This is a genomic window from Spirillospora sp. NPDC047418, assembly GCF_040643275.1.
GTDB lineage: Bacteria > Actinomycetota > Actinomycetes > Streptosporangiales > Streptosporangiaceae > Spirillospora.
Genome location: NZ_JBEYTW010000029.1, coordinates 55166 through 81743, shown reverse-complemented (window position 1 = coordinate 81743; position 26578 = coordinate 55166). Strand labels below are relative to the sequence as shown.

At 74.4% G+C, this 26578-nt stretch carries 25 protein-coding genes; 17 read left to right on the top strand and 8 right to left on the bottom strand.

Annotated features, from left to right (window positions below; translation table 11 throughout):
• Positions 1–363 precede the first annotated feature (363 nt).
• On the top strand, positions 364–1266 hold the full coding sequence (locus ABZ806_RS20040) for a TIGR03620 family F420-dependent LLM class oxidoreductase (protein ID WP_500218820.1): 903 nt from the start codon (positions 364–366) through the stop codon (positions 1264–1266).
• A gap of 128 nt (positions 1267–1394) precedes the next feature.
• On the opposite strand, the gene ABZ806_RS20035 is transcribed toward ABZ806_RS20040, so the two are convergent.
• Both ABZ806_RS20035 and ABZ806_RS20030 read right to left on the bottom strand, forming a co-directional pair.
• The gene (locus tag ABZ806_RS20035; protein WP_500218819.1) at positions 1395–2051 is read right to left on the bottom strand and encodes a response regulator transcription factor; all 657 of its coding nucleotides are present in this window, start codon (positions 2049–2051) and stop codon (positions 1395–1397) included.
• An 8-nt stretch (positions 2052–2059) separates the two neighbouring features.
• A complete protein-coding gene (locus ABZ806_RS20030; RefSeq protein WP_500218818.1) occupies positions 2060–3190 on the bottom strand; it encodes a sensor histidine kinase in 1131 nt (376 codons plus the stop codon).
• A 158-nt stretch (positions 3191–3348) separates the two neighbouring features.
• On the opposite strand from ABZ806_RS20030, the gene ABZ806_RS20025 reads away from it, so the two are divergent.
• The 3 genes from ABZ806_RS20025 (at position 3349) to ABZ806_RS20015 (ending at position 5938) form a co-directional block, all read left to right on the top strand.
• Positions 3349–4254, top strand: a complete 906-nt coding sequence (locus tag ABZ806_RS20025; RefSeq protein WP_500218817.1) for an ATP-binding cassette domain-containing protein — start codon at positions 3349–3351, stop codon at positions 4252–4254.
• Between the two features lie 170 nt (positions 4255–4424).
• Entirely contained in the window at positions 4425–5159 is a 735-nt protein-coding gene (locus ABZ806_RS20020; protein WP_500218816.1) for an ABC transporter permease subunit, read from the top strand.
• The gene (locus tag ABZ806_RS20015; protein WP_500218815.1) at positions 5159–5938 is read left to right on the top strand and encodes an ABC transporter permease; all 780 of its coding nucleotides are present in this window, start codon (positions 5159–5161) and stop codon (positions 5936–5938) included. The genes ABZ806_RS20020 and ABZ806_RS20015 overlap by 1 nt, the downstream gene beginning before the upstream one ends.
• Positions 5939–6060: 122 nt before the next feature.
• Here ABZ806_RS20015 and ABZ806_RS20010 read toward each other — a convergent pair whose 3' ends face one another.
• Positions 6061–6375: a hypothetical protein gene (locus ABZ806_RS20010; protein WP_500218814.1), complete on the bottom strand. Its 315-nt coding sequence runs from the start codon at positions 6373–6375 to the stop codon at positions 6061–6063.
• Between the two features lie 602 nt (positions 6376–6977).
• Here ABZ806_RS20010 and ABZ806_RS20005 point away from each other — a divergent pair.
• On the top strand, positions 6978–7844 hold the full coding sequence (locus ABZ806_RS20005) for a Sco1979 family transcriptional regulator (protein WP_500218832.1): 867 nt from the start codon (positions 6978–6980) through the stop codon (positions 7842–7844).
• A gap of 28 nt (positions 7845–7872) precedes the next feature.
• On the opposite strand, the gene paaI is transcribed toward ABZ806_RS20005, so the two are convergent.
• Positions 7873–8349, bottom strand: coding sequence for a hydroxyphenylacetyl-CoA thioesterase PaaI (gene paaI / locus ABZ806_RS20000; RefSeq protein ID WP_500218813.1), 477 nt, complete (start codon positions 8347–8349; stop codon positions 7873–7875).
• Positions 8350–8473: 124 nt separating this feature from the next.
• On the opposite strand from paaI, the gene ABZ806_RS19995 reads away from it, so the two are divergent.
• From ABZ806_RS19995 to ABZ806_RS19955, 9 genes are all read left to right on the top strand, one after another.
• Positions 8474–8875: a nitroreductase family deazaflavin-dependent oxidoreductase gene (locus ABZ806_RS19995; RefSeq protein WP_500218812.1), complete on the top strand. Its 402-nt coding sequence runs from the start codon at positions 8474–8476 to the stop codon at positions 8873–8875.
• Positions 8876–8979: 104 nt separating this feature from the next.
• On the top strand, positions 8980–10068 hold the full coding sequence (locus ABZ806_RS19990; RefSeq protein ID WP_500218811.1) for a phosphotransferase enzyme family protein: 1089 nt from the start codon (positions 8980–8982) through the stop codon (positions 10066–10068).
• 242 nt (positions 10069–10310) lie between these two features.
• On the top strand, positions 10311–11177 hold the full coding sequence (locus ABZ806_RS19985) for an NAD(P)-dependent oxidoreductase (RefSeq protein ID WP_500218810.1): 867 nt from the start codon (positions 10311–10313) through the stop codon (positions 11175–11177).
• A gap of 68 nt (positions 11178–11245) precedes the next feature.
• Positions 11246–11635 carry a VOC family protein gene (locus tag ABZ806_RS19980; protein ID WP_500218809.1) on the top strand — a complete coding sequence of 130 codons (390 nt, stop codon included), beginning with the start codon at positions 11246–11248 and terminating at the stop codon, positions 11633–11635.
• Positions 11636–11649: 14 nt separating this feature from the next.
• A complete protein-coding gene (locus ABZ806_RS19975; RefSeq protein ID WP_500218808.1) occupies positions 11650–12261 on the top strand; it encodes a class I SAM-dependent methyltransferase in 612 nt (203 codons plus the stop codon).
• 65 nt (positions 12262–12326) lie between these two features.
• The gene (locus tag ABZ806_RS19970; RefSeq protein WP_500218807.1) at positions 12327–13154 is read left to right on the top strand and encodes a hypothetical protein; all 828 of its coding nucleotides are present in this window, start codon (positions 12327–12329) and stop codon (positions 13152–13154) included.
• Positions 13151–14305, top strand: a complete 1155-nt coding sequence (locus ABZ806_RS19965) for a hypothetical protein (RefSeq protein WP_500218806.1) — start codon at positions 13151–13153, stop codon at positions 14303–14305. Before ABZ806_RS19970 ends, ABZ806_RS19965 begins: the two co-directional genes overlap by 4 nt.
• A gap of 7 nt (positions 14306–14312) precedes the next feature.
• Entirely contained in the window at positions 14313–15785 is a 1473-nt protein-coding gene (locus ABZ806_RS19960) for a hypothetical protein (protein ID WP_500218805.1), read from the top strand.
• Complete coding sequence (locus ABZ806_RS19955; RefSeq protein ID WP_500218804.1) at positions 15782–17131, top strand: AAA family ATPase; 1350 nt, start codon at positions 15782–15784, stop codon at positions 17129–17131. The genes ABZ806_RS19960 and ABZ806_RS19955 overlap by 4 nt, the downstream gene beginning before the upstream one ends.
• Before the next feature lie 7 nt (positions 17132–17138).
• Here ABZ806_RS19955 and ABZ806_RS19950 read toward each other — a convergent pair whose 3' ends face one another.
• Positions 17139–17927 (bottom strand): ABC transporter ATP-binding protein, encoded by a 789-nt coding sequence (locus tag ABZ806_RS19950; RefSeq protein ID WP_500218803.1) that lies wholly within the window; start codon positions 17925–17927, stop codon positions 17139–17141.
• A gap of 191 nt (positions 17928–18118) precedes the next feature.
• Here ABZ806_RS19950 and ABZ806_RS19945 point away from each other — a divergent pair, with 191 nt between their 5' ends.
• From ABZ806_RS19945 to ABZ806_RS19935, 3 genes are all read left to right on the top strand, one after another.
• Positions 18119–18634: a hypothetical protein gene (locus ABZ806_RS19945; protein WP_163060805.1), complete on the top strand. Its 516-nt coding sequence runs from the start codon at positions 18119–18121 to the stop codon at positions 18632–18634.
• A gap of 143 nt (positions 18635–18777) precedes the next feature.
• Complete coding sequence (locus ABZ806_RS19940; protein ID WP_500218802.1) at positions 18778–19413, top strand: hypothetical protein; 636 nt, start codon at positions 18778–18780, stop codon at positions 19411–19413.
• A gap of 140 nt (positions 19414–19553) precedes the next feature.
• Complete coding sequence (locus tag ABZ806_RS19935; protein ID WP_500218801.1) at positions 19554–19769, top strand: hypothetical protein; 216 nt, start codon at positions 19554–19556, stop codon at positions 19767–19769.
• 73 nt (positions 19770–19842) lie between these two features.
• Here the strand turns inward: ABZ806_RS19935 and ABZ806_RS19930 are convergent, their stop codons facing one another.
• From ABZ806_RS19930 to hrpA, 3 genes are all read right to left on the bottom strand, one after another.
• Positions 19843–21405, bottom strand: a complete 1563-nt coding sequence (locus ABZ806_RS19930; RefSeq protein ID WP_500218800.1) for a chromosome segregation ATPase — start codon at positions 21403–21405, stop codon at positions 19843–19845.
• A 75-nt stretch (positions 21406–21480) separates the two neighbouring features.
• Entirely contained in the window at positions 21481–22434 is a 954-nt protein-coding gene (gene pip / locus ABZ806_RS19925) for a prolyl aminopeptidase (protein ID WP_500218831.1), read from the bottom strand.
• 82 nt (positions 22435–22516) lie between these two features.
• A complete protein-coding gene (gene hrpA, locus ABZ806_RS19920) occupies positions 22517–26449 on the bottom strand; it encodes an ATP-dependent RNA helicase HrpA (protein WP_500218799.1) in 3933 nt (1310 codons plus the stop codon).
• Between the last annotated feature and the right edge of the window lie 129 nt (positions 26450–26578).

Sequence of the window (26578 nt, the reverse complement as noted above, 5' to 3'; positions counted from 1 at the left end):
CGTTGACGACTCACTACGTTGACGACTCGCTGCGCAACCGCTCCGCACGCGACAGCTGCATACGCGACAGAGCTTGGTGCGTGACAGCACCGCGTAGGGCAGCTGCATGTGTGGCGGCTCGGTGCGTAGCAGGTCCATGCGCAGCCGCTCCGCGCGCGGCAGTTGCATGCGCGGCGGAGCAGGGTGCGTAACGGCTCCCTGCGTGATGACCACACGCACGACGAAGCTTGGTGCGTAGCAGTTCTGCGCCGGGCAGTCGCATGTGCGGCGGCTTGGTGTGTGGCATCTCTGTGCGTTGACAAGCGGGGCGGTCGTTCCGGTAACGTTCTAAGCGGGTTGTCCGTTCCGATTATAGGAGGACCGATGACGGTCGCAGCGGTGGAGGACATGCGGGGACGGCTGGGTAGGGTCGGTGCGGTGCTCATGACGCCGATCGCGCCCGCCCGCGAATGGCGGCGCGCCGCCCGGCGGGTGGAGGAGGTCGGCTACGGATCGATCTGGACGAACGAGGCCATCGGCGGCCGCGAGGTCTTCACGCAGTTGGGCGTGATGCTCGCGGCGACCGAGCGCATCGTCCTCGGGTCCGGGGTCGCGAACCTGTGGGCGCGGCATCCCGCCACCATGCAGGGTGCGGCGTCCGTCCTCGCGGACGCCCATCCCGGCCGGCTGGCCGTCGGCGTGGGTGTCAGCGCACCGGAGAGGGTCGAGCAGAGCGGGATGAAGTGGACGAGTCCGCTGAACCGGATGCGCGAGTACCTCGACGGGATGGACGCGGCCGTCGACGCCGCGCCCGTGCCGGAGGTTCCGTTCCCCCGCCTGCTGGCAGCGCTCGGCCCGAAGATGCAGGGCCTGGCGCGCGACCGCGCGGACGGCGCACTGCCCGCCGCGATGCCCGTCGAGCACACCAGGACGGCCCGGGAGCGCCTCGGCCGGGACAAGCTCCTGATCGTCATGCAGATCGCGATCCTCACGACCGACCCGGAGGACGCACGCACCGCCGCAAGGCAGACTCAGCTGCTCAGCCTTCCCGGCTCGCCCTACCTTCGCCCGCTGAAGGAACTCGGGTACAGCGACGGGGCACTGGCCGCCGGCGGCTCCGACGAGGTCGTGGACGCGTGCTTCGGCTGGGGCGACGAGGCCGCGATCGGCAAGAGGATCCAGGACCATCTGGACGCAGGCGCCGACCATGTGGCCGTCACGGTGTTCGCCCCGGACCTGGCGGGCTCCGCCGACCTTTTCGAACGACTCGCCCCCGCCGTCCTCTGACCCGCCCGCGCCCTACACGCTCGTACTGCCCGCAACCCGCGTGACGCCTCTGGGCACCGATCGCCATACCGACTTCGTGGACGGCGGTTCGGGCCGCTGCGGTGCTGGCGCGAGGAGGTCGGGTGGAGTCAGGCGGGGTGGACCAGGCGGGTTTCGTAGGCGGCTATGACCAGTTGTGCCCTGTCGCGGGCCTGGAGTTTGGCGAGCAGGTGGCCGATGTGCGTCTTCACCGTGGCCGGGCTGAGGTGCAGGTGCTCGGCCAGTTCGGTGTTGGACAGGCCCCGGGCGATGAGGGTGAGGACCTCGCGCTCCCGGTCGGTGAGGGCGTCCAGGGCGGCGGGCGGCGGCTGGACGGGCGCCGGGCGGCGGACGAACTCGGCGATCAGGCGGCGGGTCACCGTCGGGGCGAGGAGCGACTCGCCGTCGGCGACGGCCCGGATGGCGGACAGCAGGTCGGCGGGCGGGGTGTCCTTCAGCAGGAAGCCGCTCGCCCCGGCCTTGAGCGCCGAGTACACGTAGGAGTCCAGGTCGAACGTGGTGAGGATGAGGACGCGGATGTCCGGGAGGTCCGAGCAGATCCGCCGGGTCGCCTCGATACCGTCCATCTCGGGCATCCGGACGTCCATGAGGACGACGTCGGGGCGTTCGCTCGCGGCGAGTTCGACGGCCTCGGCGCCGGTGCCGGCCTCGCCGACGGTGCGGAGGCCGGGCGCGGTGTCGATGAGCACGCGGAAGCTGCCGCGCAGCAGGGCCTGGTCGTCGGCGACGAGGACGCGCAGTTCCAACGGGTTTCCTAGGTTTCGTACGGGAAGTCGGCCGATACGGCGAAGCCGCCGGACGTGCGCGGGCCGGCGGTGAAGTCGCCGCCGTACATCATGACGCGTTCGCGCATGCCGACGATCCCGTGCCCGTCGCCGCCCGGCAGGAGGCGGACGCCGGGACCGTCGTCGGTGACCTCGATGCGCATGCGCTCCCCGTCGGCCCCGACGCGGACGCGGCAGCGGGCCGGTGCGGCGTGCTTGACGACGTTGGTGACCGCCTCCTGCACGATGCGGTAGGCGGAGAGCGCGACTCCTTCGGGGAGGTCCGGGGCGTCCACGTCCAGGTCGACGTGGACGCCGGCCATGGCGGCGCGTTCCGCGAGGGCGGTGAGGTCGGCGAGGCCGGGAGCCGGGCCGAGGTCGGTGTCGGTGCGCAGGACGCCGAGGAGGTGCCGCATCTCGGCGAGGGAACCGCGGCTCGTCGTCTCGATCACGCGGAGCGCGTCGAGGGCCTCGTCCGGGCGGGCGGAGGCGACGTGGACGGCGACGCCGGCCTTGACGGCGATCAGGCTCATGCTGTGCGCGACGACGTCGTGGAGTTCGCGGGCGATGCGCAGCCGCTCGTCCGAGACGGCCTGGTCGGCGAGCCGCCGGGCGGAGCGGGCGGCCTGCGCGCGGCGTTCGCGGACGACGCGGCCGAGCGTCCAGGACGCGCCGAGGACGGCGAGGCCGAGCAGCAGTTCCCCGGCGGCCTCCGCGTGCCGGCCGCCGGGTCCGGCGATGGCGCCGCCGAGGATGACGGCGGCGCTGACGGCGCCGATCAGCGGGGTGGGGATCCAGCGGCGGCGGCGCCGGGCGAGCGCGACCGGGTAGAGGGCGAACGCGGCGGCGGCGTAGGAGTCGAAGGGCAGGCCGAGCACGAGCGAGGCGGTCGAGGCGGACAGGACGGCGGCGAAGACGGGGACCGGCCACGACCGCCGCACCGCGAGCGGCAGGCCGGCCGCGGCGGCGAGCGGGACCGCGGCGAGCGCCGAGACCTCGGGATCGGCGGGGAGCACCAGCAGCAGGAGCGTGTAGAGGACCGCGATCCCGGTGTCCAGTCCGATGAGCGCGCGCCGGCCGAGCCGCCTGAAGAACGGGGAGCGCAGCTCGGATTCGTCCACGTCACGAAGGTACCGGGCGGGTGCGCGGCGGCGCCTCCTCCCGGCGGCCGTCATACCGGGGTCGGAGTGGGGCCCGGCGTCTCCGAGCAGGGGTGGAGGTCCAGGTCCCGCCCACGTTCCGATGCGCGTGGAGCACGTCGGGTACGAGCGTTGACCGCATGATCGAAGTGCGTGAGCTGACCAAGCGCTACGGCGGGACGACGGCCGTCGACCGCCTGTCCTTCGCGGTGCGGCCGGGGACGGTGACCGGGTTCCTGGGTCCGAACGGCGCGGGGAAGACGACCACGATGCGCGTCCTGCTGGGCCTCGACCACGCGACATCGGGCGAGGCGCTGGTCAACGGCACCCGGTACGGATCGCTGCGCCGCCCCATGCGGGAGGTCGGAGCGCTGCTGGACGCCGGCGCCGTGCACGGCGGACGCCGGGCGTTCGACCATCTCGGATGGCTGGCGCGCAGCAACGGCATCGGGACGCGGCGGGTCGCGGAGGTCCTGGAGCGCGTGGGCCTCGCCGGCGCGGCGCGCCGGCGGGTCGGCGGCTTCTCGCTCGGCATGCGGCAGCGGCTCGGGATCGCGGCGGCGCTGCTCGGCGACCCGGGGGTGCTCATGTTCGACGAGCCGGTGAACGGCCTGGACCCGGACGGCGTCCGCTGGATCCGCGAGCTGATGCGGTCGCTGGCCGCCGAAGGGCGGACGGTGCTGATCTCCAGCCATCTGATGAGCGAGATGGAGCTGACGGCCGACCGGCTGGTCGTCATCGGGCGCGGACGGCTGATCGCGGACACGTCGGTGCGCGAGCTGGCGGACCGGTTCCGGCGCGGCGTCCTCGTCCGCTCGCCGCGGGCGGCCGACCTGACCGCGGTGCTCGCCGCCGCCGGCGCCGGCGTGGACACCATGCCGGGCGGCGCCCTCACGGTGACCGGGCTGGACGTCGCCGCCATCGGCGACGCGGCAGCCGCCCACGGCATCCCACTGCACGAGGTGACTCCGCACAGCGCCTCCCTGGAGGAGGCGTACATGGAACTGACCGCGGGCAGCGCCGAGTTCGGGGCGGTGACCAGATGACCGACAACCCCAACCGAGCAAGCGGCACAGTCGGGGCCGGCGGGATCGGCGCCGCCGACGACGTGCCGCGGGACGGCGTGCCATGGGACGGTGCGGCGGGTGGGCTAGTGGGGCGTGGGGCGGGCGGGGTGGGGGATGCCGTCGCGGCGGAGTGGTGGAAGGTGCGGAGTGTGCGGTCGACGGCGGCCGTCCTCGGCACGGTCGGCGCGTTCCTTCTGCTGTGCGTGCTCTGGTCCTGGTACGTGGCCCGCTACTGGGACGGGCTGCCGGCGGCGCGGAGGGGGACGGCCCAGGCGGCGCCCGCGGAGCAGCCGCTCGCGGTCTCGCTGCCGGTGTGCGCCGTCGTGCTCGGGGCGTTGACGCTGACGTCGGAGTACTCGTCCGGGATGATCCGGGCGAGTCTGGCGGCGATGCCGCGCCGGGGGGTGCTGTTCATGGCCAAGGGGGGCGTCGCGGCGGCCCTCATGGGCGCGGTGGCGCTCGTGGCGACGGCCGCCGGGTCCCTCGCGGGCGCGGCCATCATCGGTGACCGGCCCGTGCCCACGTTCCACGGGGCCGCGGCCGATGTCGCCGTCCATCTGCTGTGGCTCGGACTGACGACGGCGGCGATCACCCTCATCGCGTTCGGGCTGGGCGCGGTGCTGCGCTCCACGGCGGCGACGATCACGTCCGGCATGGCGGTGCTGTTCGTGCTGCCCGCTCTCGCGCGGCTGCTGCCGTCCCCGTGGGACGAGCGGATCTGGTCGGCGCTGCCCGGCAGCCTGGCGAACCAGATCGCGGGGCCGCCCGGTTCGTCCGGCGACCACGGCGCGCTGTCGCCGCCGGTGGCGGTGACGCTCCTGGTGGCCTGCACCGCCGTCGCGCTGGGAGCCGGCGCGTACGCGTTCGCGCGCAGGGACGCGTGATGGGCGGCGCGCTCGCGGCGGAGTGGTGGAAGCTGCGTTCGGTCCGCTCGACCTACGCGGTGCTGGCGGTGACGGCCGCGTTCACCGGGTTCGTGGTGCTGCTGGCATTCCAGATGGCGCATGTCTGGGACGGGCTGGCGGCGGAGCGCAGGGACGACCTCCTCCTGCGGCCGCTGCAGGAGCTGGGCGGCTGGGCTGCGTCGCTGTGCCTGGCGGTCCTCGGGGTCGTGTCCGTGACGTCCGAGTACCGGACGGGCATGATCCGCACGAGCCTCGTCGCGGTGCCGGGGCGCCGGAGGCTGCTCCTGGCGAAGGCCGCGGTGGTCGGGGCGGTCGCGCTGGCCGCCGGTGAGGCGGTGACGGTCGGATCGTTCCTCGGGACGCGGCTCGTCGTCGGCGGCCGGCCGTTCCCCGATCAGCAGGCGCCGATCGCGCACGATCTTCCCGGCTTCGTCCTCGCGGGGACGGTCGTGCCGGTGTTCGCGCTGCTCGGCCTGTCGCTCGGCGTGCTGCTGCGTTCCGCGGCGGGCGCGATCGTGTCGGTGGTGTTCGTGTGGCATGTGCTGCCGCTCCTCGTCCACCACCTGCCGGAGCCGTGGAGCGAGCGGGCGGGATCGGTGCTGCCCGGGGGCCTGCCGACTCAGATGGCGGGGCTCAGCGCGGAGAACTCCGTGTACGGCGATCTGCTGTCACCCGGCGCGGCGGCGGCCGTGCTCGCGGCCTACGCTCTTATTCCGCTCGGATTCGCCGCATTCGTCCTGACTCGCCGGGATGCCTGACGGCGGCGCGCCCCCGACACACGAACGGCGGTGCCCCGCCACGGGGCTCCGCCGTTCCCACGTACTCGCCGGGCTCGGCGCTCCGGCATGGGCGCGCCCGGCGGGAAGAAGCGTCCGGCCTGTCAGGTGAGGCCGGCCTGGAGCGAGGTCGCGCGGAGCGCCAGGCGCTCGCGCAGCATGTCGATGGCCTCGTCGATGCGGGGCGCGGCGGCCTGCGCGCGGACCTGCCGGCCGTCCATCTCGACGACGGACTGGGCCAGCGCGGGGCGCGGCAGCGACGGGTCGTTGACGACGCTCAGCGTGACCCGGACGGACGTGACGCCGCGGGCGCCGGACAGCGCCTCGCGGACGGCCCGCTCGGCCGCGGCCCGCTCGTGCGCCGACACGTCCCCCGAGGTCAGGAACCGGATCTCCGGTCGCTCACGGGTAGCGTTCATGGATTCCCCCAGGATGCGCGGTGGTGGTCGCCTCTCGGCAGAGCGGCGGCTGTGATCGCCCTCTGACAGGTGAACGTCCCGGCCGCCGAGGATCTTGCCCGCCCGGGACGAGAGCTTCGTCACTCGGGCCCTCGCCGCGGCCCGCATCGGCGCGGACCGTCCCGCGAAGACTCACCAAAATGCACGACCTGCGACATTCACGCGTCGTACGACCGATCACGGAATGGCCTGTCAGGATTGGCCGCGGGCAATGCCGGAGAACGGCGGTCAATTGGTGCTCCAACCGCGGCGCGGGCACCTGGCGAAATGCCGTCCGGGCCGAGTCCGCCGCAGCGGCGGAACCACGTTCCGCAGCCGTCCCGCCACCGACAGCACTGGTCACCGGACGTCCCCGCCCGCCCGGCGCACGCGGGCCGCCGCGCGGCCCCACTCCCTTACGCGTCTCGGACGCGTTTTTCATACCTCCCAAAAACGCGTCCGGATCCTCTAACATAGTGCGGTGCCGTTCAGCCTCCGCGCAGACCCATCGACTGGCTGGTGACCCCTTGTCCGAGGATTCTGCTGCCCCGACACCTCCGGCCGGAGGCGATCCGGCCGGGCGGCTGATCGATTATCCCCGGCGCGGCGGCCCCACCGTGCTGCGCATTCTGCTCGGCGCGCAGTTGCGCCGGCTGCGGGAGGCCCGCGGGATCTCCACCGAGCAGGCGGGGTATGAGATCCGCGGCTCGCACTCCAAGATCAGCCGGATGGAGCTGGGCCGGGTCGGCTTCAAGGAGCGCGACGTCGCCGACCTGCTCACCCTCTACGGTGTCTCGGCCGCCGGCGAGCGCGAGCCCCTGCTGCGGCTCGCCAAGGAGGCCAACAACCCCGGCTGGTGGCACCGGTACGGCGACATCCTGCCGAGCTGGTTCGAGGTGTACCTCGGCCTGGAGGAGGCCGCCTCGATGCTGCGCGCCTACGAACTCCAGTTCGTCCCGGGGCTGCTCCAGACCGAGGACTACGCGCGCGCCGTCGTCCGGCTCGGCTACTCCGACGCCACGGACGAGGAGGTCGAGCGGCGCGTCCAGATCCGCACGACCCGGCAGGAGCGGTTCACCTCCCCCGAGGCGCCGACGCTGTGGGCGGTGCTGGACGAGGCGGTCGTGCGCCGCCCGCTCGGCGGACGCGAGGTGATGCGGGCCCAGATCGAGCATCTGATCGAGGTCTCGGAACTCGCCCACGTGACGCTGCAGATCGTGCCGTTCGGGGCGGGCGGGCACGCGGCGGCGGGCGGCCCCTTCACGATCCTGCGGTTCGCCGAGCCGGGCCTGTCCGACGTGGTCTACCTGGAGCAGCTCACCAGCGCGCTCTACCTCGACAAGCCGACGGACGTCGACACCTACATGCGGGCGATGAACAACCTGTGCATCACGGCGGCCCGTCCCGACGACACCGCCCGCTACCTGACCCGCATCCTGGAGGAGCTCTGACCCCTCCCGAGGGGTCCCCCCGGGGCGGTCAGGGGGCGTCGCCGCCGATGACCCTCTGGTCACGGCTGCGGCTTCCGCCCCGGAACTCCGCGATGACCTCTCCGTCCGGGACGCGGCGGACCGTCACGTCGTAGATCCCGCTCCGGCCGTAGCGGACGCGCTCGACCGCGGTCGCCTCCAGGACGTCCCCGCCCCGCGCGCTCGCGACGAACACCACGTCGGCGGACGCGGCGACCGTCACGGCGTCATGGGTGTTGCACGCGTAGGCGAACGCCGAGTCGGCGAGCAGGAACAGGTAGCCGCCGTGCGCGATCCCGAAGCCGTTCACCATCGCGCCGGCGACCGTCATGCGCAGGCGCGCCTGGCCCGGCGCGACCTCGGCGATCTCCATGGCGAGGTCCTGCGCCACCTTGTCCCGCGCGTACATCGTCTCGGCGCACCGCCGCGCCACGTCCGCCGCGTCCTCCGCCGTGCCGTCCACTGTGCCGTCCGCCGTGTCGTCCACCGGCCCAGGGTAGTGACCCGCCGCGCCGGCACGGCATTGAGAGCCGCGCCCTGGGAAGGTCACCGAGGGTTCGCGGGTTGTCACCGGTGGCCGCGCCGCGGCCGGACCCGGACGAGGAGGACCGATGCTATACGGCAGGGAACATGTCCAGCGCTACCAGGAGACCGACGGGGCGGAGGGGCACGACTGGCAGGGAACGATCACACTGCTGCTCACCACCACCGGGCGCAAGAGCGGCGAGGAGCGCACGACGCCGCTCATCTACCAGCCCGAGGGCGACGCCTACCTCGTCGTGGCGTCCAAGGGCGGCGCGGACGAGCCGCCGCTCTGGTACCTGAACCTGCAGGCCGACCCCGAGGTGAAGGTGCAGGTCAAGGGCGACAGGTTCACCGCACGGGCGCGCACCGCGACGCCCGAGGAGAAGCCCGCGCTCTGGCGGAAGATGGCGGCCACCTGGCCTGCCTACGACGAGTATCAGACGAAGACGAACCGCGACATCCCCGTGGTGGTGCTGGAACGCGTCTGAGCCGGCGTCCGCGCGGTTCCCTTTCGCCGTGCGGGCCGGGCGTGTAGCGTCGTCGTAGAACATCCATTCGACCGCCGTCCGCCCGACGCAGCCGAGGTGCCGAGGTGCCCACGTCGCACAGCACGGAGACCCGCCAGGGTGCCGACACCGACCCGCCGGCGCGGCTGCTGCGCCGCTGGGACGCGGGCGCCCCGGCCGCGGTGGCCCCGCTGCCGGCCGGGCCCGGCCGGCGGTGCTGGCGCGTCGACGCGGCGGCGGGGACGTTCTTCCTCCGCGAGTACGCCGAGCCCGACCGGCGCCGCGTGCTGTTCCAGCACACGGTGACCGCCGCGCTGGACGCGGCCGGGCTGCCGGTCCTCGCGCCGCTCCCGGCGCGCACCGGCCGGACGCTGGTCACCGCCGCCGGCCGCGGCTACGTCCTGTATCCGTGGGTCGGCGGCCGCGGGCGCGGCGGGCTCGAGCTGACGTTCGGCGGGTGCGAGGCCGTCGGTGAGCTGCTCGGGCGGCTGCACGCGGCGCTGGACGACCTGACGGCGCCCGTCCAGCAGAGCATGCTGGTGCCGACGCCGCGCGCCGCCGCCGCGGCCGCCGCCGTCGAGGCGATGCTGCGGGACGTCCCCGGCGACGGCGACGGCACCGACTTCGACGCGTTGACCGCGCGGCGGCTGCGCGAGCGCCGCGACCTGCTCACCGAGTTCGCCGGGCACCAGCCGCCCGACATCGAGGCCAGCACGGTCGGGCACCTGCACGGCTCCTTCCACGCCGGGCACCTGCGCTACGGCGGGTCCGGCAACGTCAGCGCCGTCCTCGGCTGGGACGGGCTCACGCTGGGGCCGGTCGCCGGCGAGGTGGTCCGCTCGGCGGCGCGCCTGTTCGCGTGCGACGACGAGCGCGGCCTCGACCTCGACCGCGTGCAGGCGTTCGTGCGGGGGCACCGCTCGGCGTACCCGCTGGACGCCGGGCAGATCCAGGCGGCCGTGCACCGCGAGTGGTGGGAGCGGCTCTGCGACGTCGCACCGCTGCGGCACCGCTACCTGGGCGAGGACGGCACGGGCGGGCGCGCCCCGGCGTCGCTCGTGGCATGGTGGTCGGCCCAGCTCGACCGCACCCTCGACGCGTTCGCCGCCCCCTACACCGACGCGCGCACCGGCACCTACGCCGACGCCGCGGACGACGGCCACGCCTTCGGCTGACCGCCCCGACCAACCAGCCCAGCCGACCAGCCATGCCCGACCGCCCCCTGACCGCTCCGGGTAACCGGCCCGAGCGACCGCCCGGCTAACCGGCTCAGGCGAACGCCACGGCTGGCCGGACTGGCGGATCGCGGCGGAATCCCGCCCGGCGATGGGTAGGGCATGCAGGGTGCGCGACGCGCAGCCGTGTGCGAGGCTTGGCGCGCACGGTTCTGAACTAGGTAGTCCAAAAGGAGCGCGAGATGACACAGGTCGCGATGCTCGGCACCGGCATCATGGGGGCCGCGATGGCCCGGAACCTGCTCCGGGACGGCCACCGGGTCGCCGTATGGAACCGCACGGCCGCCCGCGCGTGGCCCCTCGCCGCCGACGGCGCCGCGGTGGCGGGCTCTCCCGCCGAGGCCGTGGACGGCGCCGAGGTGGTCATCACCATGCTGAAGGACGGCGAGACGGCCCTCGCCGTCATGGCCGACGCGGCGCCATCGCTGCGCTCGGGGCAGGTGTGGGCGCAGATGGGCACGGTCGGTCTCGGGTCCCTCGGGCGGCTCGCCGCCTTCGCCGCCGAACGGGGCCTCACGTTCGTCGACGCGCCCGTGCAGGGCACGAAGCAGCCCGCCGAGCAGGGGAACCTGCTGGTGCTCGCCGCGGGCCCGCAGGACGCGCGGACCGTCCTCGCCCCGGTGTTCGACGCGGTCGGCGCCAGGACGCTCTGGCTCGACGAGAGCGGCGCGGGCGGCGCGGGCACCCGGCTGAAGCTCGCCGCGGTCAGCTACGCGATCTCGCTGACCTCGGTCGTCGCCGAGTCGGTCGCGCTGGCCAAGGGCCTCGGGCTCGACCCGGCGCTGCTCGGCGAGGTCCTCACCGGCGGCCCGCTCGACAGCGTCTACCTGCAGACCAAGATGAAGGCCATGATCGCGGGCGACTTCGAGGCGAGCTTCGCCGTCCGCAACGCCGAGACGAACACCCGGCTCATCCACGAGGCGGCGGAGTCCGCCAAGATCCGCGTGGACGTCAACGACGCCGCCGGCGAGCGGTTCCGCCGCGCCATCGAGCAGGGCCACGGCGACGAGGACATGGCCGCGACCTACCGCGCGAGCTTCCCCACCTGACCCCGCACCGGGCGGCGCGCGGGCGTGGCGGTGCCCGGCACCGGCCGGCCGCGGGCGAGGATGGGGGCATGGACGTTCTGAGCAGCCGCATCCTGCTACGCCCGGCCGACCCCGCCCGGACCCAGCGCTTCTACCGCGACGTGCTGGGCCTCGCCGTCTACCGGGAGTTCGGCCCCGCCGACTCCCCCGGCGTGGTGTTCTTCCTCGGCCCGGGGTTCCTGGAGGTGTCGGGCCACGGCGCGGGCGGGACGGGGGCGTCCCCGATGATCTGGCTCCAGGTGCGGGACGTGCGGGCGGAGCACGACCGGCTCGCGGCGGCCGGGGCGCGCGTCACCCGGGAGCCCCGCGAGGAGCCGTGGGGCCTGGTCGAGATGTGGATCGAGGACCCGGACGGCGTCAAGATCGTTATCGTGGAGGTCCCGGACGCCCACCCCCTGCGCCGCGACCCGCGCTCCTGACCCCGGCGGTGACGATGGTGACGCAGACCGACGGCTACTGGAACCACAACACCCACTACCACGGCGTCGTCCTGCGGAACGTGCCGCGCGGATGCGGCGAGGCGCTGGACGTGGGCTGCGGCGACGGCCTGCTCGTCCGGCGCCTCGCATCCCGTGCCGCGCACGTCACCGGGCTCGACCGGTCGGCGGAGATGATCGCCAAGGCGAGGAGGCTCGGCGGCGGGATCAGTAACGTCGACTTCGTCGCGGCCGGGCTTCTCGAACACGACCTGCCCGCAGACCACTACGACTTCGTGTGCACGGTCGCCGCGATCCACCACATGGACTTCACCAAGGGCCTGGCGGCGATGCGCGACGCCGTCCGTCCCGGCGGGAGCCTGGTCGTCATCGGCCTGGCGAACAACCGGGGCCCGCGCGACTGGACGTTCTCGGCGCTCGGCGTCCCGGCGCACCACGTCCACCGGCTCCGGAACCGGCGGCGCGCGGGCGAACCCGGCGCCCCGCTCGCCGATCCGGCGATGACCTGGGGCGAGGTACGGGACGAGGCGCTGCGGGTGCTGACCGGTGCCGTGTTCCGGCGGCATCTGCTGTGGCGGTACTCGGTCTGCTGGCGGAAACCGCGCTGACCGTCTCGCCACCGCAAAACTGGAAAACACTGGAAGTGTCCGGAAGTACCTGTACTGTCTGCCGCATGTCCCGGCCCCCCGGCGCCCCGACCCCCGACGAACTGGAGGCGCGCATCACCGAGCTGCGCGCCGCCGTCCGGCGGGCGATGGCGGCCGGGGACCGGCGGGCGGCCCGCGGCCTGCGCGCCGAGCTGCGCGGGACGGAGCAGGCATGGGACGACGCCGTCCTCGGCGACCCCAGGCCCGCCGCCCCGGCGGAGAGCGAGCGCGGGCTGCTGCCCGTCCGCGACCAGGTCCACCAGGCGCTCACGCTCCTCGGCGCGCCGGCCGCGCCCAAGCTGATCGGCTCGGTGTACGCGGCGTTCTTCCCCGGCGAGATCCCGGGCACCCGGCTGACGAGCCTGCGCCGCGACGAGGAGCGCTCGTTCCGCACGGCCCCGTACGCGCGGCCGTACTACCTGTGCGCCGCGCTGACCGCCGACCTGCTCGCCCCCGCGCGCGGGCTGCTCACCGTGAGCACCTGGCCGCTGGAGCAGCGGATCGTCGGTCCGCTGAGCCCCCGCACCGACTTCCTCACCGCCGCGGTGCGGCTCGCCGAGCACGCGGGGCGCGGGACGCCGTCCCCTGACGTCCAGCGGCTGCTGTGGCGTTTCGCGTCCAACATTCCCGGTGCCGTCACCGGTACGGTCGGTACGGCCGATCCGGCCGGGCTCGAAGCGGCCGCCCGGGCCGAGCTGGACGTCCACCGCGAACCCGACCGGCGGCGCCGCGAGGCCGCCGCGGTCCGCGCCCGGGAGCGGCTCGACGACGCGGAACGGCTGTTCGGCAGCCGGCTGCGCGCCGTGCGCGCGTCCGGGCGCCGCCCTGCCAGCAACGGAGAAACGGACCCATGACCGACACCGCACCGGATCTGGACCGGCTGCGCGGCGCCACTCCCCCGCGCAACCACGACGCCCGCACGATCGCCGCGCTGACGTCCAATCCGGGCTGCGCCCGCCGCGGGGTGATGGACGCGGCGGGCGTCGACAAGGACGCGGTGGCGCGCGCCCTGGGGTTCCCCGCGCCGTTCGGGCAGTCGCAGTTCGCGATCACGCGCGGGAACGTGTTCGAGGCGCAGGTCAAGGCGGACGGGTGCGCGGAGCTGCTGACGCTGCTGCGCGACCGGCTCGGCCTCGACGTGCCGGAGGTCGCCTACGACGACCTGGAGGTGGTCGCGGGCAACGAGGGCCGGGAGCTGCGGCACTCGCGGACCCGGCGGCTGCTCGCCCGCGCACTGGAGTCGGGCGAGGGGACGCTGTTCGACCATCCGCTGCTGCGGCTGGAGATCGCCGGGTCCCCGGCCTACCTGGAGCCGGACGTCATCGCGTTCCAGCTCGCGGGCCGGCTGCACGTCATCGAGATCAAGTCGTTCGCGGTCGTGGACGGGCAGGCCGAGCCGGAGCAGGTCGCGGCGGCGGCCCGCCAGTCGGCGGTGTACGTGCTGGCGCTGCGCCGGCTGGTGGCCGAGCTGGGGCACGATCCGGCGCGCGTGTCGCACGAGGTGTTCCTGGTCTGCCCGGAGAACTTCTCCAACCGGCCGACGGCCACGCCGCTGGACGTGCGGCCGCAGCTCGCCGTCCTCGAACGGCAGCTCGCGCGCCTCACCCGGGTGGACGAGCTGCTCGCGGAGCTGCCCGCCGACCTGAGCTTCGAGATCGGCGAGGCGCTCCCCGCGTCGGTCCGGGCGGTGGACGCCCGGTACGCGCCCGAGTGCATGTCCGGCTGCGAGATGGCGCTGTTCTGCCGGGACGAGGCGCGCGCGTGCGGCGCGACGGGGGCGCTCGGCCGGTCCGTCCGCGACGACCTCGGCGGCGTCGACACGATCGGCACCGCGCTGGCGCTGGCGGACGGCTCCCTGGACCCGTCCGACGACCTGGCCGAGACCGCCGAGCAGCTGCGCGCCGCCGCCCGGCTGCGCGCCGAGGCCCTGCAGGGCGCGGCACAGCACGGCGCCGCGCTGCCGGGGGCCGCGCTGCCCGGCGCCGCGCTGCACGGGGCGGCGTGATCGCTGCATGAGCGCCCTGTCCTCGCTCGCGCAGTTGCAGGCGGTGGCCGCCGGGGTCGCGCAGCCGCTCGCGACCGTGCGGCACTGCCATATCCCGGACGCGCCGCTGGTGCTCGTCCCGCTGAAGCTCGCCGGGGAGGCGGCGGCGCCGCTGGCCGTGCTCGTCGGCAGCGCGCCCGGCGATCCGACGCTGCTGGTCGTGCCGCAGCCGCGCAACCGCGACCTGCGGTTCGCGTTCGCCGCCGACCTCGCCAAGCTCGTCCTGAACCACATCGAGACGAGCCGGGGCGCGGTGGAGGAGCTGCCGCCCGGCAAGGAGGGCGACGAGCGGATCCGGTACGGGGACGCGCCGCAGCTGCTCGTCCCGAACCGCGGCGGCGTCGCGTTCCTGCGGCTGATGGGCCGGTCGACGCGGTTCCGCAGCACCGAGGGCCCGTACGCGGTCGATCCGGCGGTGCCGGTGCTCGGCCGGTGGCTGACGTGGTTCGCCGACCGGTACGACCATCCCGGCTCGTCGCTGCTGCTGGCGGTGACGGAGGCGCTGCGGCTGCACTGGGCGACCGGCCAGAGCTCGCTGGAGGACGGCAACCTCGCGGCGCTGATGGGCTGGCTCGACCCGCCGGACGGCCTGGACGGCCCCGCCGCGGCCGCCCGCGCCGAGGACCCGGTGCTGTGCCCGCCCGCCGGGCCCACCACCGACCCGGTGTTCGACAACGAGGTCCTCGCCCCGGCGATCGCCGGCTACGACCGGGCGGGCCGCGGCTCGCGCGCCGAGGAGCGGCTGCGGAGCGTCATCGCGGGCCAGCTCACCCCCACCTGGGACCTGATGTGGCGGGCCGTGGAGCTGCTCCGCGCGCTCCCCGAGGGGGCGAGCGTGCCGCGCCGCTGGGAGCGCGACCGGGACGCCTTCACCTATTACCACCAGACGTTCGGCGAGGCGTATCCTCAGGCGCGCCGCGACCCGCCCGTCCGGGCGGCGCGGCGGCTGCACGACCTCGAGCGGGCGCAGGACGCCTACGACGCGCAGCGCGCGTTCGACGACCCGCTGGTCATGGCCGAGCACCGGCTGGGCGGCCAGGCGTTCGGCGGAACGGTCACCGAGTGCGACCCCGCCCGGCTGGACGAGACCGGCAAGCGGCCGAAGCTGCGGCCGCTGCTGCGGGTCGGCACGCAGGACCCGGTGCGGCTCGACGTCGGGACGACCGTGTGCAACGCGGCGCGTCCCGCGCTCAAGGGGAGGATCGTGGAGACCGGTGACGGATCCGTGCTGCTGGAGCTGACCGGCGGGATGGGCCGCAAGCTCACCCCCGAGCCGGGCGCCGTCCCCCAGGTCGGCGACCGGGTCTGCTTCACCTCGCTGACGGAGGGCTCGTTCGGCGCGGCGAAGTTCCCCGACCGCGAGGACACGCCGTGGACGCACGGCGGGCCCCCCGGCGAGTACGTGCCGACCGACGAGGACGCCGAAGAGGAATGGTCGTGACCGGGCACGCGGGCCCCCGCCTGGTACCGGTGGCGGCGGACGACCTCGTCCCGTCCGAGGCGGCGGCGCGGGTCGTGGACGCCGTCCTCGCCGACCTCGCGGGCGGGCACCGCGGCGTCGTGGTCGACTCGCCGCCCGGGGCGGGCAAGTCGACGCTGGTCGTCCGCGCCGCCGCGCACCTGGCCGGGGCCGGCGAGCGGCTGATGATCGTGGCGCAGACGAACGAGCAGGTCGACGACCTCATCGAGCGCATCGCCGGCGGGCACCCCGACATCACCATGGGCCGGCTGTCGGCGTCGCAGTACGTGCCGTCCGAGCGCGTCCTGGCGCATCCGCAGGTGAGGGTGGCGCAGAAGGCCGGCGACCTCGCCGAGCGCACCGTGGTGATCGCGACCGCCGCGAAGTGGGCGACCCTGTCGGACGGCTCGTGGCCGTGGGCGATCGTCGACGAGGCGTACCAGATGCGCTCGGACATGCTGCTGCGCATCGCGAGCCGGTTCGAGCGGGCGCTGTTCGTCGGCGACCCCGGGCAGCTCGACCCGTTCTCCACCGTCGAGGTCGAACGCTGGGCGGGCCTGACCTGGGACCCGATGCGCAGCGCCGTGTCCGTCCTGCTCGCCCACAACCCGGACCTGCCCGTCCACCGGCTGCCGGTGTCGTGGCGGCTGCCCGCGTCGGCGGCGCCCGTCGTGTCGCGCGCGTTCTACCCGTTCACCGGGTTCCGCGCCGGGACGGAGCCGGGCGACCGCCGGCTGGAGTTCGGGGCGCGCGGCATGGGCACCACCTACGACCACGCGCTCGAAGAGGCCGCGGCGACGGGCTGGGCCCTGTACGAGCTGCCGGCGCGGCACACGCTGCGCACCGACGGCGAGGCGGTCCGCGCGACGGCGGCGCTCGCCGTGCGGCTGCTGCAGCGCGGCCCCGTCGCGCACTCCGAGCGGGGGTCGGGCCCGGTGGACGCGGCGCGCGTCGCGATCGGCGCCGCGCACCGCGACCAGGTCACCGCGATCCGCGCCGCGCTCGGCCCGCACGGCGACGGCATCACCGTCGACACCGCGAACCGGCTGCAGGGCCGCGAGTACGACGTGACGGTCGTCCTGCACCCGCTGTCGGGCCGCCGCGACGCCACCGCGTTCCACCTGGAGTCGGGGCGGCTGTGCGTCCTGGCGTCACGGCACCGGCACGCGTGCGTGGTGGTGGCCCGGGCGGGCATCCCCGAGCTGCTGGACGCGCACCCGTCCGCCGAGCCGGTGCACCTCGGCGTCCCGGTGAAGTTCCCGGACGGCTGGGAGGCGAACCAGTCGGTCCTCGCCCACCTGGCCCGGCACCGCGTCGCGGGCGCCTGACCGGCGGCTAGGCGGACCCGGCGGTCGCCGCCCACCGGCCGCCGTGCCGGGTGATCGTGATCGGGTGGTCGAAGCACGCGCTGACCAGCTCGGTCGTGAGCACCTCTCCGGCCGGGCCGGAGGCGAGCACCCGCCCCTCGCGCAGCAGCAGCGCGTGGGTGGTGCTGGTGGGCAGCTCCTCCAGATGGTGCGTGACCAGGACGGTGGTCAGGTCGGGACGCTCGGCGCGCAGCTGGTCGATGGCGGCCAGCAGCCGCTCCCGCGCGGCGACGTCCAGGCCGGTGGCGGGCTCGTCGAGCAGCAGCAGCGCCGGGTCGGGCATCAGCGCCCGCGCGATCAGCGTCCGGCCCCGCTCCCCCTGCGACAGCGTCGGCCACCGTGCGCCGGCCCGCGCCGTCAGCCCCAGCAGCCCGATCAGCTCGCCGGCGCGGCGCAGCTCCTCCGCGGACGGCGTCCAGCGCGGGACGAGCTCGATGGTGCCGGTCGCGCCGGTCAGGACGACCTCCCGGACGGTCCGCGCCGACTCCAGCGGATGCCGCGGGTTGACCTGCCCGATCAGCGGCCGCAGCGCCTGGACGTCGACCCGGCCGAGCCGGCGCCCGAGGATCTCCGCGGTCCCGCGCGTCGGGTGCGTGTAGGCGCCGAGGATGCCGAGCAGGGTGCTCTTGCCCGCGCCGTTCGGGCCGATCAGCGCCCAGTGCTCGCCGCGCAGCACGGTCAGCGTGACGCGGTCCAGGAGCAGCCGCCGCTCGCGGACCAGATCGATCTTGTCGGCGTTCAGCACGACCTCGGACACGGAACCTCCCGTTCAAGAACCCGGCATGGGGGCACGCCGGGGAGTGCGCGGCGTGCGGGGCGCGGCGGGCCGGGATCGCCGGCCGGCGCGAAATCGGCGATCTTCAACGTACCCGAGAGGCGCCGCCGGGTACGACGGAGGCGTCCGGACGGATACTGTGAAGCCGGTGCCTCAGCGACCAGGAGGGGGACATGGAGGACATCGGCCTCATGTGCGCCCGCTGCGGCGGCGAGGTGCACGACGTGACGCACAACCGCGAGGGCTCGCTCGACGGGGTCGGCTACCGCCACAACCGGCGGGTCGAGCCGTGGGACCACGAGCTGGAGCTGGCGGTCGGCGAGCCCCTCCCGCAGGAGCCGGGCTGCGACTTCTGCGGCGCGTCCGGGCCGAGCTGGCTCTACTACCCGACGCTCGATCCCGACGACACCGACATGTTCGAGGTCGAGCTCGACACCACGGACCTGTCGGACGACGACACCGCCGTCGCCGTGCTCAACATGCTGTATCCGTGGTACGCGTGCGACACCTGCTCCGTCCTCGTCGCCGACCGCAACATCGACCTCCTCATCGGCCGCGCCCTCGACCGCACCCCCGTCCCGGAGGACGGCCCGGTCGACGAGGACACCGTCCGCGCACGCCTCCAGGGGTCCCTGTCGGTCTTCTTCACCACCCGCCCCGGCCGCCCGCAGCCGTCGCGCGCGGTGTAGCGTCTTCCCACCCCAGGGGACGGGGTGTCATCGGGGTTCATTAGGATCTATGCCGTTTTGGTGAGGCGCGTGTGGGTACGGGGGCGCAGATGTTCATTGAGGGGCGGTTCCACGGGCCGGCGGGGTCCGGGAACGGTGGATACGTGGCCGGCCGCCTGGCGGGCCGGGTGCCGATCGACACGGTGACGGTGACGCTGCGGCAGCCGCCGCCGCTGGACACCGAGCTGACGGTCACGGTGGAGGACGAGCGGGGGCACAGCTGCCGGCTGTGGGACGGTGAGCGGCTGATCGCGGAGGCGCTGGCGGGCGCGATCGTCGTGCCGCCGATCGCGCCCGTCCCGTTCGAGCGGGCGCAGGAGGCGGCGGAGAAGTACCGGGCGCAGGAGAACCACCCGTTCCCGGGCTGCTTCGTCTGCGGGCCGGACCGCGAGCCCGGCGACGGGCTGCGGCTGGAGCCGGGGCCGGTCGGCGACGACACCGTCGCGGCGCCGTGGGTGCCGGAGCGGGTCCCCGAGCGGGAGCTGGTGTGGGCGGCGCTCGACTGCCCCGGCGGCTGGTCGTTCGACGTGGCGGGCCGCCCGGCGGTGCTCGGCACCATGACCGCGCAGGTGATGGACGTCCCCGAGGCCGGCGAGCGGTGCGTCGTGATGGGGCTCGCGCGCAGCCGCGAGGGGCGCAAGATGCACGCGGCGACGGCGCTGTACGGCGCGGACGGCAGGCTGCTGGGCCGCGCGGAGCAGATCTGGATCGAGATCGATCCGGAGGTGTTCGGGCGCTGAGCCCGGCCGCCGGCCGGTGATCCGCAGCCGACCGGCCCCTGCCGGTTCCGCATGAATCGCGGAAATGTGTCGCCGGGCACTGTCGCCGGCGCCGGATCCGCTGTTCAATCTGAGCTGCCGCGGAAACGGAGGCGCAGCCCATGAGCGGAGACGGCTTACTCATCCTCGGCCTGGCGGCCCTGGCGATCTACACGGGCGTGCACTGGGAGCGGGCGCGCCGCTCGGTGACGGACCTGCGGCTGAGCCGCCGCCGCGTCAGCAACCTGCGGCAGGCCGCGGCGCGCGAGCGCGGCCACGTCGTGGCGATCACCGCGGTGGCGGCGCTGGCGTTCTTCCTGGCGGTCCGGTACGGCTGAGCCCGGGCGGGGTCCGCCCGGGCGGGCGCGGCACGGTCGCCGGCGAACATGGCTCAGGGACCGGCGAGCACGGTCAGGGGCCAGCGAACAGGGGGTCTTCGCGGTCCACGCCGTTCAGGGGGCGGTGGCGGTCGCGCGCCTCGCCGCCCGGCATCTGGTGGCCGCCGGTGTTCGAGCCCGGTGTCCCGTTCGGGGCGGGCGCGACGTTCGGCGGCGGCGCCCCGAGCGGCATCGGGACACCGTTCGGCGCGGCGCTGTTGGGGGAGGCGCTGTTCGGGGAGGCGCTGTTCGAGGGTGCGGTGTGCGGCATGGCGGCGTACGGGGCGGGGCCGCCGATGGGGGGCAGGCCCGGCGGCGGGCCCGCGGGCTGCGTACCGGGGCCGTTCGGGAGGCCCGCCGGGGGCACCGGGGTGCCGCCGCCCGGCATCCGGCCGCCGGGCGGGATGTTCGACGACAGCGTGCTGTGGGTGAACTGGTCGACCTGGCGGCGGGCCCGGTCGGCCTCGGCGCGGGCGGCGTCGCGCTCCTCGGCGAGGGCGGTCAGCGCGGCCTGCTGCTCGGCGACCGACTGGGACAGCTGCCGCAGCTGCACGGCCTGGTCGCCGACCTTGCCGGCCAGCTCGTCGCGCTCCCGGGTCGCGGCCTCGGCCTGCGTCCGGGCGGCGTCGCGCTCCTTGGCGGCCTCGTCGGCGCGCGCGCCGGCGCGGACGACCTCCGCCTCGGCCTCGGACTGGGCGCGCAGCGCGGCGGTGCGCTCGGCCTCGGCCTTGCTGGCGGCCTGCATGGCGCGCTGCCGCTGCGCCTCGGTGTCGCGCATGGCGTTGCGCAGGTCCTCGGCGCCCTGCTTGGCGACGGCGGCCTCCACGCGCTGCGCCTCGGCGGCCCCCTCGGCCTCGGCGAGCTTGGCGTGCAGGCCGACGAGCTCGGCCCGCGCCGCCTCCAGCGCGGCGAGCAGCTCGGTCTCGCGGGCGGCGACGCGGTCGCGCTCGCTCTCGGCGGCGAGCTTGGCCGTCATCGACTGCTGCGCGATCTGGTGGGCCTCCTCCCACGCCTGCTGCGCGGCGTCGCGCTTGGCGGTGGCGAGCCTGGCCTCCTCACGGGCCTGGCCGGCGGTGCCCTCGGCGTCCTCCGCGCGCTTGCGGGAGGTGGCGGCCTCGTGCCATGCCTCCTGCGCCCGGCGCTGCGAGGCGTCCCGCTCGGTCTGCGCGATGGCGAGCTCGCGGGCGGCCTCGGCGCGCACCTCGGCGACGCGGCGCTCGACGCCGGCGACGCTCAGCTCGGAGGTCAGCGAATCGGCGAGCAGGTCGGCGGCCTTCTCCAGCCGCTCCACCATCTCCCAGGCGGAGGCGACCTGGCCGGTGAGGCCGGGCGCGTCCCGGCCGCGGTCGCGGCGGTCGCGGGCCTCGCGGGCGCAGGCGCCGTCGTTGTCCTGGCAGTAGCGGACGGCGCGGACCGCCCCCACGGGCTGGGGGACGGGGCGTCCGCAGTTCGCGCACGGCCAGACCGTGACGGGGTCTCCCATGCGGGCGACCGCCGTCTCGGTGGACTCCCCCGAGCCTCCGGAGACCGCGCCGCCCTGGGGAGCCGCGGCCGTCCCCTCGGGGCCGCGAATGTCGCGCTCTTCGCTGTTAGGCATGGAATGAACCATACGCACTGATGGGAGTTGCCGCAGTGACTTGCGAGGCGGATGTGGGGGTGCCCACTTCGTCGTTCAGTGAGCGGCGAAGCGGTCGGTGGCCTCGATGAGCCGGTCCCGGACGCCGGGCTCGGAGCCGCCGTGCCCGGCGTCCTCGACGATGTGGAACTCCGCCTCGGGCCACGCCCGGTGCAGATCCCACGCCTGGTCCGGCGGCGTCTTCATGTCGTAGCGGCCGTTGACGATCACGGCCGGGATCCGGCGGACCCGGTCGACCCCCGCGAGGAGCCCCTCCGCGGGCAGGAAGCCGCCGTTGGAGATGTAGTGGTGCGTGATGCGGGCGAACGCCAGGACGGTCGCGTCGACCAGGTCCGGCGGCGGGACCGGCAGGAGCGTGTTGGCGGACAGCTCCCAGGCCATCCAGGCGCGGGCGGCCGGCCCGTGGACGGCCGGGTCCGGATCCTCGATGCGGCGCCCGTAGGCGGTCATCAGGTCGTCCTGCTCGGCGGGCGGGACCGCGTCCCGGAACGCCGCCCACTCGGCCGGGAACAGGTGCGAGGCGCCGCCCGGCGCGAACGCCCACGCCTCGTCGGACGGGCGGACGAGGTACACGCCGCGGAGCACGATCCCGGTGACGCGGTCCGGGTGCGCCTGCGCGTAGGCGAGCGCGAGCGTGCTGCCCCAGCTGCCGCCGAACACCAGCCACCGGTCGACGCCGAGGTGCTCGCGCAGCCGCTCGATGTCGTCCACCAGGCGCGGGGTGACGTTGTGCTCCAGTGACACCGACGGGTCTCCGGCGTGCGGGAGGCTCTGCCCGCAGCCCCGCTGGTCGAACAGCACGATCCGGTACCTGGACGGGTCGAAGAACCGCCGGTTGTCGGGCAGGAGCCCGCCGCCGGGGCCGCCGTGCAGGAACACCGCGGGCCTGCCGCCCGGGTTCCCGCAGACCTCCCAGTGAACGCGCTGGCCGTCGCCGACGTCGAGCAGACCGGAGTCGTACGGCTCGATCGGCGGATAGTACTCCCGCAACGTCATGATCCAGTCATACCAGGCGGCCGATCATGCCCGGTCCGATCGGGGCGACCGGTCAGTGCCGGGCTCGGAGCCGGGCTCAGAGTTGGGCCATGGCCTTGCGGATGCGCTTGTCGGAGACCGGGAAGCGGGTCCCGAGCTGCTGGGCGAAGAGGCTGACCCGCAGTTCCTCCAGCATCCAGCGGATCTGCCGGGCCGGTTCGTCGTCGCGGCGGGACGGGTGCAGGCGCCGCAGCGCCTGCTCGTACTCCTGCGCGAGGACGTCGACCTGGTGCGCGAGGGTCCGGTCGCGTCCGGGGTTCTCGGGGAGCTTGTCGAGCCTGCCCTGCAGAGCGCGCAGGTAGCGGGGCAGGTCGTGGAGCCGCGCCCAGCCGGTCGCGGTGACGAAACCGGGGTGGATCAGCTTGCCGAGCTGCCCGCGGATGTCGGTCAGCGCCGGGACGAGCGTCAGGCTCGTGGTGCCGCGCAGCCGCCGGTCGACCTCGTGCGCCTCGGCGAGGATCCGCTCGACCAGCGCGACGATCTGCGCCGTCGCGTCGTGGAGGCCGGCGCGGACGCGGTCGTACAGGGCGCGGAAGCCGTCCTCGTCCCAGGCCGGGCCGCCCGCCTCGGCGATGAGCCGGTCGGCGGCGGCGGTGACGCAGTCGTCGAACAGCGCCGCGACGGAGCCGTGCGGGTTGTGGCTGAGCGCGAGCTTGCCCTGGTTGGTCAGGCGGCCCTGGATCAGCTTCACCGGGGACGGCGCGTTCAGCAGGATCAGCCGCCGCGTGCCGAGCCACATGGCGCGGCGCTGCTCGGCCTCCGTCTCGTACATGCGGACGGCGACCGTGCCGCCCTCGTCGGTGAGCGCCGGGTACGCCTTGACGTCGTAGCCGTTCTGCCTCTGCTCGTAGGTGCGGGGCAGTTCGCCGATCGTCCACTCGGTGAGTCCGGAGCGCTCGATGGTGGACGCGGCCTTCGACAGCGTCCCGCGCACCTTTCCGGCGAGGCGGCGCTTCAGCTCGCCGAGGTCGGTGCCCTCGCCGAGGGTGCGGCTCTTCTCGTCCACGACGCGGAACGTGATGCGCAGGTGGGCGGGCAGGCGGGACGGGTCCCACGCCTCCCGCGCGACGGGCACGCTCGTCAGCGCGGTCAGCTCGCGTTCGAGGGCGTCCAGCAGCGGCTCGGTGCGCGGCGCGACGCGGCCGAGGACCTTGCGGGCGTAGTCGGGCGCCGGGACGAAGTTGACGCGCAGCTGCTTCGGCAGCGACCGGATCAGCTCGGTGACGAGTTCGGTGCGCAGCCCGGGGACCTGCCACTCGAAGCCGTCCGGCCGCACCTGGTTGAGGACCTGGACGGGGACGTGCACGGTCACGCCGTCGGCGTCGGTGCCGGGCTCGAACTGGTAGGTGAGGCGCAGGCGCAGCGGGCCCTGCTTCCACACGTCGGGGTAGTCGGCCTCGCTGACCCCGCCCGCCGTCTCGTTGATGAGCATCGACTTCTCGAACCCGAGCAGGTCGGGGTCGGCGTGCCGGGCCTTCTTCCACCAGGCGTCGAAGTGGCGCCCGGAGACGACGTCCTCGGGTATCCGCTCGTCGTAGAAGTCGAACAGGGTCTCGTCGTCGACGAGGATGTCGCGGCGCCGGGCGCGGTGCTCCAGCTCCTCGACCTCGTCCAGCAGGGCGCGGTTGTCGTGGAAGAACCGGTGGTGGGTCTCCCAGTCGCCCTCGACGAGCGCGTGCCGGATGAACAGCTCGCGCGACAGCTCCGGGTCGATGCGGCCGTAGTTGACGCGGCGGTCGGCGACGATCGGCACCCCGTAGAGGGTGACCTTCTCGTGCGCCATCACGGCCGCCTGCTTCTTCGACCAGTGCGGCTCGCTGTAGTTGCGCTTGACCAGGTGCTCGGCGAGGGGCTCGATCCAGTCGGGCTCGATCTTCGCGTTGATCCGCCCCCACAGCCGGGACGTCTCGACCAGCTCCGCCGACATCACCCAGCGCGGCGGCTTCTTGAGCAGCGCCGACCCGGGGAACACCGCGAACCGCGCGCCGCGCGCACCGGCGTACTCCTGGCCCCGGCGCTGCTTCTCCTTCCTCTCGGCGTCGATCAGCCCGATGTGGGAGAGCAGGCCGGCGAGCAGCGAGGTGTGGATCAGGTCGGGCGGCGCGTCGGCGGTGTTGAGCGTGACGCCGAGCGCCTTGGCGACCTGCTTGAGCTGGCCGTGCAGGTCCTGCCACTCGCGGACGCGCAGGAAGTGCAGGAACTCGTTCTTGCACATCCGGCGGAACGCGCTGCCCGACAGCTCCTGCTGCTGCTCGCGCAGGTACTTCCACAGGTTCAGGTAGGCCAGGAAGTCGGAGGTGGGGTCGGCGAACCGGCGGTGCTTCTCGTCGGCGGCCTGCTGGTTGTCGGCGGGACGCTCGCGCGGGTCCTGGATGGACAGCGCCGACGCGATGACGAGGACCTCCCGGACGCAGCCGTTCTTGTCGGCCTCCAGCACCATGCGGGCGAGCCGCGGGTCGACGGGCAGCTGGGCGAGGCGGCGGCCGAGCGGGGTGAGGCGCTTGCGCGGGTCCTTCTCGGCGGGGTCGACGGCGCCCAGCTCGTGCAGCAGGTCGACGCCGGCCTTGACGTTGCGGCGGTCCGGCGGCTCCACGAACGGGAACGCGGCGATGTCGCCGAGCCCGAGCGAGGTCATCTGCAGGATGACGGACGCGAGGTTGGTGCGCAGGATCTCCGGGTCGGTGAACTCGGGGCGGGACTCGAAGTCCTCCTCGGAGTACAGCCGGACGCAGACGCCCTCGGACACGCGCCCGCAGCGTCCCTTGCGCTGGTTCGCCGACGCCTGCGACACCGGCTCGATCGGGAGCCGCTGCACCTTCAGCCGGTGGCTGTAGCGGGAGATGCGGGCGGTGCCGGGGTCGACGACGTACTTGATGCCGGGGACGGTCAGCGACGTCTCGGCGACGTTGGTCGCGAGGACGATCCGCCGGCCGCGATGCGCCTGGAACACCCGGTGCTGCTCGGCGGCCGACAGCCGCGCGTACAGCGGCACCACCTCGGTGGCTCCCCGCTGCCGGGTGAAGTGCTTGGTCAGCGCGTCGGCGGTGTCGCGGATCTCCCGCTCGCCGCTGAGGAACACCAGCACGTCGCCGGGGCCCTCGCGGCCCAGCTCGTCGACCGCGTCGGTGATCGCCTGGATCTGGTCGCGGTCGGGGTCGGCGGACGGGTCCTCCGGGTCGGCGACGGGCCGGTACCGGACCTCGACCGGGTAGGTGCGGCCCGACACCTCCACGATCGGCGCGTTCCCGAAGTGCTCGGAGAACCGCTCCGGGTCGATCGTCGCCGAGGTGATGATCACCTTGAGGTCGGGGCGCCGGGGCAGGATCTCCTTGAGGTACCCGAGCAGGAAGTCGATGTTCAGGCTGCGCTCGTGCGCCTCGTCGATGATCAGCGTGTCGTACTGCCGCAGCAGCCGGTCGGTCTGGATCTCGGCGAGCAGGATGCCGTCCGTCATCAGCTTGACGAGCGTCCCGTCGCTGGACCGGTCGGTGAACCTGACCTTGTAGCCGACGGTGTCGCCGAGCTCGGTGCCGAGCTCCTCGGCGATGCGGTCGGCGACCGTCCGGGCGGCGAGCCGGCGCGGCTGGGTGTGCCCGATCGAGCCGAGCACGCCCCGGCCCAGCTCCAGGCAGATCTTGGGGATCTGGGTGGTCTTGCCGGACCCCGTCTCGCCCGCGACGATCACGACCTGGTGGTCGCGGACCGCGGCGAGGATGTCGTCCTTCTTCTGCGCCACCGGCAGCTCGGCCGGATAGGTGATCGCGGGCACGGCGAGGCGCCGCCGCTCGACCCGCCGCGCGGCGGACTCGACATCGGCGGCGATCTCCTCGGCGGCCCGCGCGCGGCGCGCGGCGTCGCGCATCTTCTGGGCGCCGTCGATCCGGCGGCGCAGCCGGTGCTGATCACGGAGCATCAGCTCCGGCAGGCGCGCGCGCAGGCCGGCGAGCGGCGATTTCAAACTCGTCCTCATATCCGTCACCAAGGATAGGGTTCCGGGCACGCGGCCCCGCTCACCCCGCAAACCTTCGCACCGTAGCCCGAACACCCCGTGCGGGGCGATCCGTTTTCGGGCGGCGACGGTCTACAACGCCGATCCACC

What these genes read in the sequence shown, in the direction of transcription:
- ABZ806_RS20040 (WP_500218820.1), top strand. Translation starts at nt 364, where the DNA reads ATGACGGTCGCAGCGGTGGAGGACATGCGGGGACGGCTGGGTAGGGTC.
- ABZ806_RS20025 (WP_500218817.1), top strand. Translation starts at nt 3,349, where the DNA reads ATGATCGAAGTGCGTGAGCTGACCAAGCGCTACGGCGGGACGACGGCC.
- ABZ806_RS20015 (WP_500218815.1), top strand. Translation starts at nt 5,159, where the DNA reads ATGGGCGGCGCGCTCGCGGCGGAGTGGTGGAAGCTGCGTTCGGTCCGC.
- ABZ806_RS20010 (WP_500218814.1), bottom strand. Translation starts at nt 6,375, where the DNA reads ATGAACGCTACCCGTGAGCGACCGGAGATCCGGTTCCTGACCTCGGGG.
- ABZ806_RS19995 (WP_500218812.1), top strand. Translation starts at nt 8,474, where the DNA reads ATGCTATACGGCAGGGAACATGTCCAGCGCTACCAGGAGACCGACGGG.
- ABZ806_RS19985 (WP_500218810.1), top strand. Translation starts at nt 10,311, where the DNA reads ATGACACAGGTCGCGATGCTCGGCACCGGCATCATGGGGGCCGCGATG.
- ABZ806_RS19980 (WP_500218809.1), top strand. Translation starts at nt 11,246, where the DNA reads ATGGACGTTCTGAGCAGCCGCATCCTGCTACGCCCGGCCGACCCCGCC.
- ABZ806_RS19975 (WP_500218808.1), top strand. Translation starts at nt 11,650, where the DNA reads ATGGTGACGCAGACCGACGGCTACTGGAACCACAACACCCACTACCAC.
- ABZ806_RS19970 (WP_500218807.1), top strand. Translation starts at nt 12,327, where the DNA reads ATGTCCCGGCCCCCCGGCGCCCCGACCCCCGACGAACTGGAGGCGCGC.
- ABZ806_RS19965 (WP_500218806.1), top strand. Translation starts at nt 13,151, where the DNA reads ATGACCGACACCGCACCGGATCTGGACCGGCTGCGCGGCGCCACTCCC.
- ABZ806_RS19960 (WP_500218805.1), top strand. Translation starts at nt 14,313, where the DNA reads ATGAGCGCCCTGTCCTCGCTCGCGCAGTTGCAGGCGGTGGCCGCCGGG.
- ABZ806_RS19945 (WP_163060805.1), top strand. Translation starts at nt 18,119, where the DNA reads ATGGAGGACATCGGCCTCATGTGCGCCCGCTGCGGCGGCGAGGTGCAC.
- ABZ806_RS19935 (WP_500218801.1), top strand. Translation starts at nt 19,554, where the DNA reads ATGAGCGGAGACGGCTTACTCATCCTCGGCCTGGCGGCCCTGGCGATC.
- ABZ806_RS19930 (WP_500218800.1), bottom strand. Translation starts at nt 21,405, where the DNA reads ATGCCTAACAGCGAAGAGCGCGACATTCGCGGCCCCGAGGGGACGGCC.
- hrpA (WP_500218799.1), bottom strand. Translation starts at nt 26,449, where the DNA reads ATGAGGACGAGTTTGAAATCGCCGCTCGCCGGCCTGCGCGCGCGCCTG.